The 15,045-nt window shown below is 41.0% G+C and carries 15 protein-coding genes; 8 read left to right on the top strand and 7 right to left on the bottom strand.

Features of this window, described 5'->3' with window-relative positions; translation table 11 throughout:
• Positions 1-48 precede the first annotated feature (48 nt).
• The gene (locus G5B43_RS06600) at positions 49-1,455 is read left to right on the top strand and encodes a mechanosensitive ion channel family protein (RefSeq protein WP_206367256.1); all 1,407 of its coding nucleotides are present in this window, start codon (positions 49-51) and stop codon (positions 1,453-1,455) included.
• 208 nt (positions 1,456-1,663) lie between these two features.
• Here the strand turns inward: G5B43_RS06600 and G5B43_RS06595 are convergent, their stop codons facing one another.
• Together G5B43_RS06595 and G5B43_RS06590 are read right to left on the bottom strand one after the other, a co-directional pair.
• Positions 1,664-2,164: a hypothetical protein gene (locus tag G5B43_RS06595; RefSeq protein WP_240904774.1), complete on the bottom strand. Its 501-nt coding sequence runs from the start codon at positions 2,162-2,164 to the stop codon at positions 1,664-1,666.
• A gap of 89 nt (positions 2,165-2,253) precedes the next feature.
• Positions 2,254-2,805, bottom strand: coding sequence for a C40 family peptidase (locus G5B43_RS06590; protein WP_165293909.1), 552 nt, complete (start codon positions 2,803-2,805; stop codon positions 2,254-2,256).
• Positions 2,806-2,919: 114 nt separating this feature from the next.
• Here G5B43_RS06590 and G5B43_RS06585 point away from each other — a divergent pair, with 114 nt between their 5' ends.
• Positions 2,920-3,813, top strand: a complete 894-nt coding sequence (locus tag G5B43_RS06585; RefSeq protein ID WP_165293908.1) for a DMT family transporter — start codon at positions 2,920-2,922, stop codon at positions 3,811-3,813.
• A gap of 6 nt (positions 3,814-3,819) precedes the next feature.
• On the opposite strand, the gene mtaB is transcribed toward G5B43_RS06585, so the two are convergent.
• On the bottom strand, positions 3,820-5,142 hold the full coding sequence (gene mtaB / locus G5B43_RS06580; RefSeq protein ID WP_165293907.1) for a tRNA (N(6)-L-threonylcarbamoyladenosine(37)-C(2))-methylthiotransferase MtaB: 1,323 nt from the start codon (positions 5,140-5,142) through the stop codon (positions 3,820-3,822).
• A 466-nt stretch (positions 5,143-5,608) separates the two neighbouring features.
• On the opposite strand from mtaB, the gene G5B43_RS06575 reads away from it, so the two are divergent.
• Both G5B43_RS06575 and G5B43_RS06570 read left to right on the top strand, forming a co-directional pair.
• Positions 5,609-6,430, top strand: coding sequence for a thymidylate synthase (locus G5B43_RS06575; protein ID WP_165293906.1), 822 nt, complete (start codon positions 5,609-5,611; stop codon positions 6,428-6,430).
• Positions 6,431-6,458: 28 nt separating this feature from the next.
• Complete coding sequence (locus G5B43_RS06570; RefSeq protein ID WP_240904773.1) at positions 6,459-6,959, top strand: dihydrofolate reductase; 501 nt, start codon at positions 6,459-6,461, stop codon at positions 6,957-6,959.
• On the opposite strand, the gene G5B43_RS06565 is transcribed toward G5B43_RS06570, so the two are convergent.
• Positions 6,928-7,950, bottom strand: coding sequence for a D-alanine--D-alanine ligase family protein (locus tag G5B43_RS06565; RefSeq protein WP_165293905.1), 1,023 nt, complete (start codon positions 7,948-7,950; stop codon positions 6,928-6,930). The two genes, G5B43_RS06570 and G5B43_RS06565, sit on opposite strands and share 32 nt — an antisense overlap.
• A 189-nt stretch (positions 7,951-8,139) precedes the next feature.
• Here G5B43_RS06565 and G5B43_RS06560 point away from each other — a divergent pair, with 189 nt between their 5' ends.
• The 4 genes from G5B43_RS06560 (at position 8,140) to rpsA (ending at position 12,421) form a co-directional block, all read left to right on the top strand.
• Positions 8,140-8,907: a PASTA domain-containing protein gene (locus G5B43_RS06560; protein ID WP_165293904.1), complete on the top strand. Its 768-nt coding sequence runs from the start codon at positions 8,140-8,142 to the stop codon at positions 8,905-8,907.
• 6 nt (positions 8,908-8,913) lie between these two features.
• On the top strand, positions 8,914-9,957 hold the full coding sequence (gene mltG, locus G5B43_RS06555; protein WP_165293903.1) for an endolytic transglycosylase MltG: 1,044 nt from the start codon (positions 8,914-8,916) through the stop codon (positions 9,955-9,957).
• A gap of 11 nt (positions 9,958-9,968) precedes the next feature.
• A complete protein-coding gene (locus tag G5B43_RS06550) occupies positions 9,969-10,382 on the top strand; it encodes an acyl-CoA thioesterase (protein WP_165293902.1) in 414 nt (137 codons plus the stop codon).
• A gap of 104 nt (positions 10,383-10,486) precedes the next feature.
• A complete protein-coding gene (gene rpsA / locus G5B43_RS06545; protein ID WP_165293901.1) occupies positions 10,487-12,421 on the top strand; it encodes a 30S ribosomal protein S1 in 1,935 nt (644 codons plus the stop codon).
• 73 nt (positions 12,422-12,494) lie between these two features.
• On the opposite strand, the gene G5B43_RS06540 is transcribed toward rpsA, so the two are convergent.
• From G5B43_RS06540 to G5B43_RS06530, 3 genes are all read right to left on the bottom strand, one after another.
• Entirely contained in the window at positions 12,495-13,031 is a 537-nt protein-coding gene (locus G5B43_RS06540; RefSeq protein ID WP_165293900.1) for a hypothetical protein, read from the bottom strand.
• A 204-nt stretch (positions 13,032-13,235) separates the two neighbouring features.
• Positions 13,236-14,039: a hypothetical protein gene (locus G5B43_RS06535; RefSeq protein WP_165293899.1), complete on the bottom strand. Its 804-nt coding sequence runs from the start codon at positions 14,037-14,039 to the stop codon at positions 13,236-13,238.
• Between the two features lie 35 nt (positions 14,040-14,074).
• Complete coding sequence (locus G5B43_RS06530; protein WP_165293898.1) at positions 14,075-14,851, bottom strand: carboxypeptidase-like regulatory domain-containing protein; 777 nt, start codon at positions 14,849-14,851, stop codon at positions 14,075-14,077.
• Between the last annotated feature and the right edge of the window lie 194 nt (positions 14,852-15,045).

Below are 15,045 nucleotides of genomic sequence, written 5' to 3'. Positions count from 1 at the left end.
GTTTTTCCTTCACGTTTACCTATATTTGTTGGTTAATATGGAACCATCATGACGTATTCCACCACGCAGGGAGTGAATAAATCTGATAGCTCCATTACCATTAAAGGACAGTTTACTAAAATGGAAAAAACAGACTTCATTAACATGGCTGCACAGCAAACCAGTGCCCTCTACGATTGGACATTTGACTTCATACAAAACGCGGGTTTGTCAGACAAACTTGCCCATATCGTTACCTCTGCTAGTCTACTCGTCATCGCTTTTGGGATACTGTATATAGTCAACTTTATCATCAGCGCTATATTTAACTCCGTTTTGACGAAGGTTATTAAGAAAACGAAGACAAGTTGGGACGATTTTCTGCTAAACAACAAAGTATTAAATAAACTTAGCTTGCTTATTCTCGTTATTATAGCACAACAAATGATACCGTTTATCTTTGTTGGATTTCCAAATTTCACAACGGGTCTGAATAAATTTCTCCATATTGTTGTTATTTTATCCGTATATGCGTTTATCAACAGCTTATTAAAGACCGGACGGGATATTTTGCGTACATCGAAAGCTTTTGTAGATAAACCTCTTGATAGTTATTTGCAAGTTTTACAGATATTTTTGATTTTTGTTATCGGTACGCTCATCGTTTCCATACTAACAGGTAATTCACCCTGGTCATTCCTCGTTTCGTTGGGCGCTGCGTCCGCTATCCTCATGTTGGTGTTTAAGGACACTATCCTCGGTTTTGTAGCCAGTATACAGGTATCGGCTAATGATTCTGTTCGCGTGGGCGATTGGATTGAGATGAGTAAATATGGAGCAGACGGTGACGTATTAGAGATTAATCTCAACAACGTTAAAATACAAAATTTCGACAAAACTATTGTAACATTGCCTACTTATACGTTGTTGAGCGATGCTTTCAAGAATTATCGAGGTATGCAGGATTCGGGCGGTAGACGAATTAAGCGCTCCATCAACATCAAGATTTCCTCTATTCGATACCTTACAAAAGAAGAAATTATAGAATTAAAGAAAATTAAGCTACTGGCCCCGTATATCGCGCAGCGAGAAGAAGAGATTCAGTCCTACAATCAGCGCACCGGCGTGGACGAATCCGTACTGGTCAATGGTAGACGTATGACCAACGTAGGCCTGTTCAGGGCGTATATAAATGCTTACGCGCAGCATAACCCAGATATACATAAAGGGCTCACGTTGATGGTTCGACAGCTAGCTCCAAATGAACACGGTTTGCCGCTTGAACTGTACATGTTTACGAATGGTACACAATGGACATTCTTCGAAAATACGATGTCTGATTTGTTTGATCATTTATTCGCAGCAATAAAATACTTTCACCTCGAGGTGTTCGAGCTTCCTGCTTCTGACGATCTGCGTTATCTTCTTGCAGAAGGAAATCTTTCATCAGCCGGACAAAAATCGGCGGATAGTTAAGTTCAATAAGTATGTAAAAAGCAAAAGGGTTGTCCTATCGTGGACAACCTTTTTGCTTTAGGCATGTTTCACAACAAGCCTGAACATAAACACTAACCATTAATTACACATTAATGACGAACAAAAATTACTCACCACAAAGGTGAACTTTTAATGTGAAGTGCTCATTAGCTTTATGTTAAAAAGGTAATATTGTTGCTAATCTTTTTTACCGTGCATTCGCGATATTTATCCGCTCTAAAACCGTTTCGATCGTCGTTTTGGCGGCGTCCATCATTTTTTGATTCCCCGGATAATCTGCATCCATCGTCACAGTTTTTCCTTTTTCCTTGTACTTATATTCCAGAATGTATCGCGGCACCATCCTTCCTTCAAGCGAATCTGCTCTATGCGTTGTCATATCATTGTCCACATTCCAAAATCCCATTTCCATCGCTTTACGGTGTAGAAAAAGTAAATCATCGCTCGTCAGCTTCAATTTCTTTTTAACGATTTCATTTTCACGATTGAGATATTGATAATCCTGCGTTGCCGAATTGTAGCTGTTTAGCATCGAATCCCGCGAACCGTATTGAATGGAAATATATTCAAAATCGGAATAACGAAAAGGTGCATTCTTTACCATATTGGAATAATAATAAACACAATAAATAAAAAAAGAACCGATAATACACAGTGCCAAAAAGATGGTCTTCGATCTTCTACTCATGACAAATCAATTTGTCGCAAAAATACACATTACGGCTGAACTTAGACAGGAAAGTATAGGCTTATTAAAAAGGGATTGTAATTTAAATGTTAGATTTTTGGTGTACCGGCGCGTACAAAGTATTTGTAATACCAGCTGTCTTTGATGTCAGAAATAATGACGCCTCTCCGTGTCGACACATGTACAAATTTATTATTATGCAGGTACACACCTACGTGATCTATGTTTCTTCCTCCAAAGGAGAAAAATACCAAATCACCCTCTTTTAATTGTCTTTCATATTTTCTTTTCACATGTTCGCTCATATCCCGGGAGCTCCTTGGTAAATTTTTACCATATACCTCTCTATATAAGATCCCCACAAAGCCGGAACAATCTATTCCTGAAGGTTGCATACCGCCGAGACGATGCGGACTCCCTAACCATTTATCGATGAAAGAATAAAGTGATTTGTTGTTCAAATCACGTGCGGAAACGCCTAGTATCGCAGCATAATTATCTATCCCAGAACCAGATACCGATTTACCACGTGCATCACTTGCGTCTGTAGGGATGCTCATATTAGGTGTGCCACGATGTGAGCGATTTCCATGGAGTACTTTTCTTTTGGCCCCACAAGACGCCAATAGAAAAACGGCCATAACCCATGATAATAGCGTAATATACTTGTATGATCGGTGCTGCATAGCACAAAAATAAACATCAGGATGCGTTTAACAAAGTTTGGAGAATGATTTTGTATCTTGCGCGCCAAAATGGACAGGGAACGAGTAAAAGGTATTATTGCTGTTGTTTTAGGTGCTGCCAGCTTTGGTATATTATCCACCTTTGTAAAAAAAGCCTATGCACAAGGCTTCACTTTGGGCGAGGTAACAGGTATCCAAGCGCTTTTTGGTATGCTACTCTTATGGATATTCATTGGAATGATGTTTATCGCTAATAAAGGCTACTTTTCCAAATATTCTTCCGCTTCACCGAAATGGCACATCATCGTCAGCGGGCTATCTACCGGTGCAGTCAGTATTTTGTATTACAAAAGCGTACAGCTTGTTCCGGCCTCTTTGGCCATCATTCTCTTGATGCAATATATTTGGATCGGACAACTGATCGAGTTTATTTTCTTCAAAACAAAACTTACGCGACGACAAACGATCGGTATTGCTGCTATCTTGGGAAGTACGGTTCTCGCGACAGGGTTATTAGAGCATGACTTTAAATCGGTCAGCATCGTTGGCATCGGTTATGGGCTTCTTGCGGCTACCGCTTACGCCATATTTATTATCGTCAGTGGACGGGTTGGCAACGATCATCCGCCTCTTCAAAAAAGTGCTTACATGATTATCGGGGCGTTTCTCTTGGTTTTTGTTGTATTGCAACCGTTTACCCTTTTCACCTCTTCGGTTTTTTCATCCCTATGGCGTTATGGATTGTTACTTTCCGTTTTCGGGACAGTCCTACCCCCTCTTTTATTCTCTTATGGAATCCCTAAAACAGGTGTATCGCTCGGAAATATATTGAGTTACATTGAACTGCCTGTAGCTGTTTGTATGTCCTATATTGTACTAAAGGAAGAGGTGTCTATATGGCAATTTATAGGGGTAGCCGGCATATTGGTGGTGGTGATTTTACTCAATATCCGTAAACGTTAGGTAATATTATGCATGTACCAATAATTCAGGCAATTCTTCGATCTCCACTTCACATTGTTCGGTGATAGCCGTGAATTTGGCCGGTATAATTTCGTTGACGAGTAACGGGTCATACAATGAACGTACTTTCACATAGTTTTTCGAAAATCCATGCATATAGCCGTCCTTAACATCACTCTCAAACAGCACCTCTCCGATTTTACCAAGTTGCTTTTCATAAAACGCGCGTCGCTTTTTCTCTGAAAGGATATGCAGCATTTTGCTTCTGTCACTACGTTGCGCACCGGGAACGGCTCCTTCCATCTGCGCAGCAATCGTATTTTCCCTTTCTGAATATGTAAAGACATGCAAATAGGAAATATCCATTTCATTTAAGAAATTATACGTATCGAGAAAATCTTCACGCGTCTCGCCAGGAAATCCCACGATAACATCTACACCGATACAACAATCGGGCATCAGCGATTTTATCTTCGCTACACGTTCTGCGTAAAGCTCACGCTTATAACGCCGGCGCATTTTCCCCAATAATTTATTACTTCCCGACTGTAACGGCATGTGGAAATGCGGCACAAATCTTTTAGATTGTGCTACAAATTCTATGATTTCATTCGCGAGCAGGTTTGGCTCAATAGAGGAAATTCGTATACGGTCTATGCCCTCCACCTCATCTAATGCTTTCACCAAATCCAAAAAACGGTCTTGCCGTTTTCCATCCCGTATCCCAAAGTCGCCAATATTAACTCCCGTCAATACAATCTCTTTTACGCCCGAGGCCGCAATCTCTTCCGCTTGCCGTACGATATCTTCAATTTTACCCGAACGGCTCGCGCCACGTGCCAATGGTATCGTACAGAATGTACACGAGTAATCACAACCATCCTGTACTTTTAAGAATGTACGCGTCCGATCGCCTATGGAATACGCAGAAACAAATTGGTGTGTTTCGTCTATTGGTGCGTTATGAACAACAGCTTTTTCTTGTTTCGTTAGATCGTTGATATGTTCGATAATATTAAATTTCTCAGCTGCTCCTAATACCATATCCACTCCGGGTATCTCAGCTATCTCCCGCGGTTTTAACTGGGCGTAGCATCCCACGATGGTAACATACGCATTTGGAGAATGCTTTAGTGCTTCTTTCACGACCTTACGACACTTTTTATCCGCATGATCGGTCACCGAACATGTATTGATGACATAGACATCTGCCTTACTATTAAACGGAGTGGTTTCATAGCCTGCTTCTTTGAAAATCCTGCCGATGGAAGATGTTTCTGAATAATTCAGTTTACATCCCAACGTATAAAAAGCTACTTTTTTGTTCATGACGATTTTGCAAAGTTACTTTTTTTTCCCTCAAAAAAAAGTAACCAAAAAAAACTCGTCGCTGAAAACCTTTGGCATTCTGGATAGTGCGAAAATGAAATTTCTACAGTTGCCAAAGCTTTTGAGGCGACCTAAAAAAATTAAGGGCAGGATAGTGCAATTGTATCCCCCTCCTTAACCTACGAATTCCACATCGAAGTTTTGAGGCGACCTTTTTTTATCTTAGGGAAAGGATGGTGCCATAGACACCCAAAGTCCACGATACGTGGACTACAATCGACATCGTATCGTTCCGCGTGATTTTATGAAGACGATTCCGCTAAAACAAAATTTTGTCTGAACGAAGTGAGTTTAATTTTGTTAAGGAATCGGCGAGTAAAAATAGCGGAACGATACAAGTCGTGATTTTTTTGTTCCTTTTTTTATCTAGAAAAAAAGGAAAGAAACAACTATCTTCGTAGTCATTATGAAACAATATCTGGATTTACTGAAACATGTTTATGAAAATGGGGTTGATAAGACGGATCGTACGGGTACGGGAACACGCAGTGTATTTGGTTACCAGATGCGTTTCAACCTCAACGACGGTTTTCCGTTAGTTACCACAAAAAAATTGCATCTTCGTTCCATCATACATGAATTGATCTGGTTCTTACAAGGCGATACAAATATCAACTATTTAAAAGAGAACGGGGTAAGCATTTGGGATGAATGGGCTGATGAAAATGGTAATCTGGGGCCTGTATATGGTTCACAATGGCGCTCTTGGCCAACACCGGACGGCCGCCATATCGACCAAATAACGCAAGTTATGGAGCAGCTTAAAAAATCACCTGACTCTCGCCGGATTATCGTCTCCGCATGGAATGTTGCGGAAATTGAAAACATGGCACTCCCACCCTGTCATGCTTTTTTCCAATTTTATGTTGCACCCGTGCAACCTGAAAAGGGCATAATGAAGCCACAGCTTTCTTGCCAACTTTACCAGCGAAGCGCGGATATCTTCTTGGGTGTACCGTTCAATATCGCATCATACGCTTTATTGACTATGATGGTTGCTCAAGTATGTGATATGGAAGTTGGTGATTTCGTCCACACATTAGGAGACGCTCATATATACAGCAATCATTTCGAACAAACGGAGTTGCAGCTAAGCCGAGAACCGAAGCCGCTGCCGACCATGAAAATAAATCCGGATGTAAAAAATATTTTCGATTTTAAGTTTGAAGATTTTGAATTGGAAAATTACGAGTTTCACCCTCATATTAAAGCTCCTGTTGCCGTGTAGGAACTGCGTGATGAACCATAAGTGATGAATGATGAGTGAATTAAAAATAACACTAATTGTTGCTGCAGCAGAGAACAATGCTATTGGAAAAAACAACCAGATGCTATGGCATCTCCCCGATGATTTCAAATATTTCAAACAGCATACGTTAGACCATTCTGTTGTCATGGGTCGAAAAACGTATGAATCCATTGGAAAGCCGTTACCGCAACGACGCAATATTGTTCTAACGAGAGATTTGAATTGGTCAGCAGACAATGTCGATGTAGCCAATTCGCTCGACGAGGTACTTACGTATTGTCGTGATGAAAGGGAAATCTTCATCATCGGCGGTGCCAAAATTTATCAACAGGCGCTTCCACTCGCTCAAAAGGTCCTGCTAACACGCGTACACACCACACTGAACGGAGACGCCTACTTCCCAGAGCTCCCACAATCCGCGTGGAAAAAGGTGAGTGAAGAAAGGCACGTCCAGGATGAACGTCATGTTTATGATTTTACTTTTGAAGTTTGGGAGCGGATGATATAGCCGCTTCAATTAACTCGGCATAAAAATCACCTTCTTTCATTCCCGCAGCCCGAACTTGTTGTGGTATAAAACTTTGTGGTGTCTGTCCGGGGATAGTATTAATTTCAATAAAGTAAAACTTATCTGTACCGGTCTCTAAAAAGAAGTCGACGCGCACCATACCTTTGCAATCCAAGCGGACATAGATATCCTGAATAATTCGGGAAGCTCTTTCTTTCTGCTCGTCTGTTAAGTCAGCAGGTGTGATCTCTTCCGTTAAGCCGGCTACATATTTTGCTTCGAAATCAAAAAACTCTCGTGTCGTGCGAACCTCGGTAGCGGGTAATACCACCAGCTCTCCTTTTGCATTTCGAAAAATGCCCTGAGAAAATTCACGACCTGTTACAAATTCTTCGACAAGAACCTGGCAGCCGGTATTTGGGGCGTCAAAAGCTTTATCCAATGCTTCTTGTAGTTCTGATAACGCTTTCACTTTTGACATCCCTATACTGCTCCCACCAGCATTGGGTTTTACGAAATAAGGCAAAATTAGATTTCGCTGCACGATCTCCTTAGCGTCTTCTCGATTCGTTCTAAACAGCAAAACAGATTTCGCCACATGCAGATCTTGGATACCGACGATAACCGCTTTGGTATACTCCTTATTCATAGTTAGTGCAGATGTCAATGCGCCGCATGACGTATACGGAATCCCAATCATATCAAGATATCCCTGCAACCGCCCGTCTTCGCCCGGCGAACCATGCAAAATAATAAAAGCAATATCAAACGTCAAGACATGTCCGTCGATATCCAACGAAAAATCCGCTCTGTTTACCGGAATTTTAATGCCTGCATCCGTCACGTGAAACCAAGTATCCAACGTGATCGTTATGGGGCATATATCATATTTGTCCTTGTCAAGTTGTTCCTGTACAAATGCAGCGCTCTTAAAAGAAACCTCTGCCTCCCCGGTATAACCTCCGGTAATTAAAGCCACTTTCGTCTTCATGTGTTGTTATATATTGATACCATTGACAGTCCAGAAGGGTTCATTCAACCTTATTAACCGACTAACTTCTTAATTAATGTTAAACGAGAACAAATATAACTTGTGTTACAGCGAAAAAAGAATAATTTTGTCTATTATATAGAAAGTTCGGTACATGGCAAATGTATCTTAATTTTATAGGAACAATAGATGTCGAAATTATTGCTGTATCTGCGAACAGATACGTTTAGAAAGAACTTAATTGGTGCCTTGATCGCATTCGCGCTGTTATTTTTAGGTATTTTCTTCGGGCTCAAATGGTATACAAAGCATGGCGTTTCCATCGAAGTGCCACAGGTAAAGGGTCGACACATCGACGACGCGATGAAGACGCTCGAGAAAGCGGATTTAGAATATTCGATCGACTATGTGTATCAAATGGATGCACAACCGGGACTGGTCATCGAACAAGATCCGGATCCTAAATCACAGGTAAAAACCGGAAGGACGATTTACCTGACCATTATCACCGAAACACCGCCAGAGGTAGCTTTCCCAAATATTATTGAGAAAACGTTCATTGAAGCGTCTGCGATTTTAAAAAACCAGTCTCTTAAAATCGCTGACACCGTATACATTGCGGATATCGCACGAGATGTCGTTTTAGATGTCAAATTTGGCGGCCAACCGTTAAAAGCTGGAAGGCTCATCCCAAAAGGATCGCAGATAACGCTTGTATTGGGTAACGGGCGGGGAGCAGACGACGTTGAAGTACCTAATCTTATTGGTTTATCATTGAGCGAAGCCCGATTTGCCCTTTCAGGTGTCGGATTGAGCTTAGGTGACATCGCATATTCTGGAACGATCACCGATTCGTTGTCGACAACAATCATTTCCCAACAACCAGATAGTACGGCTGGATTTATAAGCTTGGGCAGCGCGATAAACGTAACGTTATCTCATTCGTTACCTAACTAAAGAAACATGGCGGAAAAAAGAAGAGGCTTTCGGAACGCGTTCAAAATTATATTTATCTTATTATTGGTTCTAGGAGCCGTGGCTGCGTGGATAGGTTACCAGGCTTTTATAGGACCAAGTGTCACGGATAAGCAGGAATATCTGTATGTAAAGACAGATGATACTTTCGATGATGTCATGCGCGCGGTTACCGAACAACAGATCGTCAAGAACCCTGCATTTTTTCGTTATATAGCAGAGGCTATGGAGTATCCGAAAAGTGTAAAGCCGGGACGTTATAAGCTTACCGAAGGCATGTCCAACAGACGCTTGATAGGCAATCTTCGAGGAGGTTATCAGGAGGCAGTCAAATTTCGATTTGAAAATCTTCGTCTTAAAGAGAACTTTGCAGCTTTGCTCGGTAAAAACTTTGAAGCGGACTCAACTACTTTTATCGAGATTCTTGATAACGAAGAGCTTGCCGAATCGTATGGTTTTACGGTGGATAACTTCTTTACCATGTTTATCCCGAATACCTATGAGATATATTGGAATACCCCGCCAAACAAAATCGTCGCACGTTTTCATGAGGAATACAACAAGTTTTGGACAACCGAACGCAAGAAAAAAGCTGCAGCTCTTAATCTAACGCCTCAGGAGGTTAGTGTGCTAGCTTCCATTGTTAAAGGAGAGGCATTACATACCGATGAGATGCCGGATATCGCAGGGCTATACCTCAATCGTTTGGAAAAAGGAATGTTATTACAAGCAGATCCGACAGTAATCTTTGCTAATAGTGACTTTACTATTCGACGCGTACTAAATAGGCATCTCACCATCGACAATCCATACAATACATATCGATATAAAGGGCTGCCCCCGGGGCCAATTATGCTTCCCAGCATTGCATCCATCGATGCCGTCCTTAATCATAGCAAGCATGATTACATTTATATGTGTGCCAAGGATGATTTCTCCGGTTACCATAATTTCGCCAGAACACAAGCAGAACATTTGATAAATGCACGGAAATTTCAGCGCGCGCTGAACGAACGAAATATAATGAGATAGGAGAAACGAACATGTTTACACACGAAACCACTTTACGTATACGCTATGCAGAAACAGATAAAATGGGTTATGTATACTACGGAAATTATGCGTCATTTTATGAGGTAGCCCGTACGGAGATGTTGCGTAGTACAGGCATTTCGTATAAGGAATTAGAGGATATCGGCGTTATGTTACCCGTTACCGATCTGATTTGCAAATATTACCAGCCCGCCCGATACGATGACCTGATTACGGTCAAAACCTATATTAAAGAAAAACCGGTGGTACGTATTAAATTTGAATACGAGATATATAATCAAAATGGGGTACTGCTGAATACGGGTTACACCCAACTTGTATTTGTCGATATGGAAAAGAACAAGCCATGTCGTGCCCCTCAAATTTTCCAGGAAAAGATGGAACGGTATTTCCACTCATCGTAAGCCGTGCTTTAAAAATGACTTTTTTCAATATAATCTATTGTAAATAAAAGTTTTTCGTATCTTTGCAGTCCCTGCAACGCAGGGAAAAGGAGAATTAATAATTAATGGCAAAAAAACAAGAAGCAGAAAAAGAGTTAGCGGCGAAAAACGCAGAGCTACAAGGTGCTGACACTAAAGTAGTGAAAGACACTGAACAAATCGAGTCTGAAGCAGATTCAAATTTAATCGACGACATCAAATCTACCGCTTGGAGCACACCAGAGGGTGACTTCGACTGGGATTTAGATGAAAAAGCGTTCGGTAACTACAGTGACACAGAGCGTGCTAAATTAGAAGAGCAATACGCTGGAACGTTCAATCAAATCAACCAAGGTGAAATTATTGAAGGTACGGTAGTATCAATCAATAACAAAGATGTTGTATTGAACGTAGGCTTTAAATCAGACGGTCTTGTAGCATCATCTGAGTTCCGCGACTTACCTGACTTGAAAGTTGGTGACAAAGTTGACGTATTTGTAGAATCACAAGAGGATGCAAATGGTCAGTTGGTATTGTCACGCAAACGTGCTAAAACACAAAAATCTTGGGAAGCTATCAATGAAGCATTGGAAAATGATGCTATTATCGATGGTTTCGTTAAATCACGTACTAAAGGTGGTTTAATTGTGGATATTAAAGGTGTAGAAGCTTTCTTACCTGGTTCACAAATCGACATCAAGCCTATCCGTGATTACGACGTGTACGTTGGTAAAACAATGGAATTTAAAGTGGTTAAAATCAACCATGAGTTTAAAAACGTTGTTGTATCACATAAAGTATTGATCGAGGACGATTTAGAAAACCAAAAATCTGAAATCGTTGCGAAATTGGAAAAAGGTCAAGTATTGGAAGGTACTGTTAAAAACATCACAGACTTCGGTGTATTTATCGATCTAGGTGGTGTTGACGGCTTGCTTCACATTACAGATATTTCTTGGGGTCGTATCGAGCACCCGAAAGAGGTATTGGCTTTAGACCAAACGATCAACGTGGTTGTTTTAGACTTTGACGATGAGAAAAAACGTATCGCTTTAGGTCTTAAACAATTATCAGAGCATCCTTGGGAATCTTTAGACAAAGACCTAGCAGTAGGTTCTAAAGTAAAAGGAAAAATCGTTACTGTAGCTGACTACGGTGCATTCCTTGAAATTATCCCTGGTGTAGAAGGTTTAATTCACGTATCGGAAATGTCTTGGTCTCAAAACCTACGTTCTCCGCAAGAATTCTTGAAAGTAGGAGACGAAATTGAGGCTGAAATCTTAACATTAGACCGTGAAGAGCGTAAAATGAGTCTAGGTATCAAACAATTGACTCCTGACCCATGGAAAAACATCACAGAGCGTTACCCAATTGGTTCTAAACAATCTGCTGTTGTTAAAAACATGACAAACTTCGGTGTATTTGTTGAATTAGAAGACGGTATCGATGGATTGATCCATATCTCTGATCTTTCTTGGTCTAAGAAAATCAACCACCCTAACGAATTCACTAAAGTAGGTGAAACATTAGAGGTTGTTGTTTTGGAACTTGACGAAGAAAACCGCAAACTTTCTTTAGGACACAAACAATTGGAAGAAAACCCGTGGGATACTTTTGAAACTATCTTTACAGAAGGTTCTATCCACGAAGGTACTGTAATCAAAGTTGGTGACAAAGGTGATATCGTTGCATTACAATATGGTGTTGAAGGCTTCTGCCCTAACAAACACTCTATCAAAGAAGACGGTAACCCACTGAAAGTTGACGAAGTTGCTGAGTTCAAAATTATTGAGTTCAACAAAGAGAACAAGCGTTTGGTTATTTCTCACTCACGTATCTGGGAAGACAAAAAATCAGAAGCTCGTATCGAAGAATTCAATAATCGTAAAAAAGAAGCAAAAGCTGCTAATTCAGCTGTGAAAAAAGTAAAAGACTCTGTTGAGAAATCTACTTTAGGTGATTTAGATGTTCTTGCTCAATTGAAAGAGCAAATGGAAGGTGACGAAAAGAAATCTAAATAATTTTAGGTTTTGCTAAATACCATAAAGCCCCGATGGACATCCATCGGGGCTTTTGCTTTTGTATTGCTGCCTTCTAAAATTTGAACGTTAAACCAGCATTCAACACAGACACGCCATATCCTAATTCGGCATAGGCTCCCATGCTATCACTGAAGAACCACCGACTACCTAAAAATCCACTAAACCCAATACCACTGCCATAACTGTTTGCCATATTCATATCATCACCATCGGATGAATATTTAACGATATTATAGCCGAGCATCGCACCACCATAGACATCTAACTTAGGAACCGAGGTAAAGCCGTTATAATGATAGGCTCCGCGTGCGCCCACCACGATGTAATTCCATTTAGAGGTATAGCTCCCGCTCGTATACTTGTATCCGGTATTGCCGACATAACCGCCTAAACTAATAATCCCCGGTCCGACGTCCCAAACCCCGTGGTCAATGGATGCACTGATAGCCGGACGCGCCTTACCAAGCCCGCCGAGTGCAGTTCCTAAACCGACACCGACATTAGCAGTGGTTATCCCTTTTTGAAAAGGCTGCGCTTGGGCAGCTGCGGCAATAAAAATTGCCAGAAGAATAAAGATTGATTTTTTCATTATTGTAATTATTATTTGTGTTAATTAAAATTTTAAAGCAGCTTTAACTTGGTTATAATCTTTGAGATCCACACCGGCAGGGGCAATATTAGTAACGTCATTCCCTTCCACATAGACAATTCTTATTAGTTTGACGTAACAGGCAGTTTAATTTTAACTAATCGATGAAGAACTACCCGAAACTTACGGCTTATTGCCTGTTACCTAATTTGCTTTTATATACGTGTAAGTTTGCGTTTCCATCAATACGTCTGTTTGCCTGTCGTAAGCCTCGGCTTTCATCGGGTAGCCTGCTGCATTATATGTGAACTTCCAGATTTGATCCACGCTATTGATAGTACCGCCACCGGTCATTTGTGTGATCGATGAAAAGGACCGAGCGTTGTTGACGGCGCCGATTTTCCAATGCCAGAGCCGATGGGTCATGACAGTCGGATGATCGTCATAATCTCCATGTGTTAGGGTCGTTGTGAAGCCCATATTTCCACTGGCATTGATTATGCTCGTGGTGGGATTTCCCTTGTCGTCGAACCGGTAGATATGATAATCAGCCATATTCCCCTCCATATCGAAAGAGGTTTCTCTTACTTCATTTTTAGTGTACGTGAATTCGATGCGTACATCTGTTTTTCCATCACGATCTTTCAGCACACCCGATGTGGGTTTGTCTCCCGAACCGTAGATATATTCTTCGGTCATAACCAACTCACCACCTGATAGGTACTCCACTTTTACTATATTATCTCCGCCGTAGTAAAATTTTATTGGTGAGCTTGTTCCGTCGTTATCATACACATGCATCACAATTGCCCGATTCTGTTGGTCATATTCATATCGACTGTTTATCTTACCGTTTACTTTTAATTCCGTCATCAGCAACTTATCGCCGACACCGACGATCAGATAGCAGGGACTTTCTTCATCATCGGGATCGCAGTCTTCCTTTCCCTTCGAACAGGAAGTCCACAGCAGGGAAATGCTTAACAATGCAAATAGTAATTTTTTCATTATCGTGTGATTTTAAAATGTTATGAACATGCTGTTTAATATCCGATGGCGATAGACGCCGAATTGTGACCTCTATTTGGAGGGTCGGGGAGAAAGTCCAGTTGCAATTCAGACACGGAACCATCCTGTTTATCCCAGTTTTCAATTTTCAACGGTCGGTTTGTTCCATTCTTTTTTAACGTTGCTGCCACCTTATATCGCCCAATGGGAATATCCTGTAATTCAGAGCGATTCAGCCATTTGTCTCCACCATAGCGGATAGTTAATATACGTCCTGCAGAGCCGTCAATCAGTGGTCCGACAGGTGTAAATATCAACTCGATATCTTTCTCATCTTCGTAAAAACCATAATCTGTTCTCAGCATCACGAAACCACCGTAATGACCTTCCGCTTCCCATGGCATTTGGCCTTCCAATTTCCAAACGAAGTTTCGGACGGCACCTTCTTCGGAAAAAGAATCCGTTTTATCGGGAAAAAGTTCCATCCTGTATTTCTGTCCGTTGTAGGTTCTCTCTACATAAGCAAAGGTGCGCCAGGATCCCGGTTGTACTTTAATTTTGTAGGTGCCGTCCTCTTGGGTCGCACCGTGGATGTAGGATGCATAAAACACGGTATTGTCCAACAGTATCTTAGCTCCTGCTATAGGATTCCCCTGTCCGTCCACCACTTTACCAGTGGCATAACTTTTTTCCGCTTTTGGTTCGTCATTGCCTTTCTCTGCGTTTGATTCTTCGCTACCATTGTCTTTGGAGCAAGACCAAATAGTGAGCAATAATGCTCCCGTTATCAGAAGTCTATTTGCTGTCTTCATCGCTTTACTTTTTAGTTTATAATATTGCTTTATTTCTCTTGAGTTGTGAGCAATATGCTTACATCTTCCTCGTATTGTAAAAGCAAAGTTACAGGTGGCTACCTTTCGGTCTTACCCCCAAAAGGGGGTTTTTATTGGTTATAAATACTTTACCTTTGCTATAGTGATAACTAACATCGATTGATAAACTTTTT

It is taken from the genome of Sphingobacterium sp. SGR-19, from assembly GCF_011043555.1.
Taxonomy (GTDB): Bacteria; Bacteroidota; Bacteroidia; order Sphingobacteriales; family Sphingobacteriaceae; genus Sphingobacterium.
This window is presented reverse-complemented; position numbering and strand designations above follow the sequence as displayed.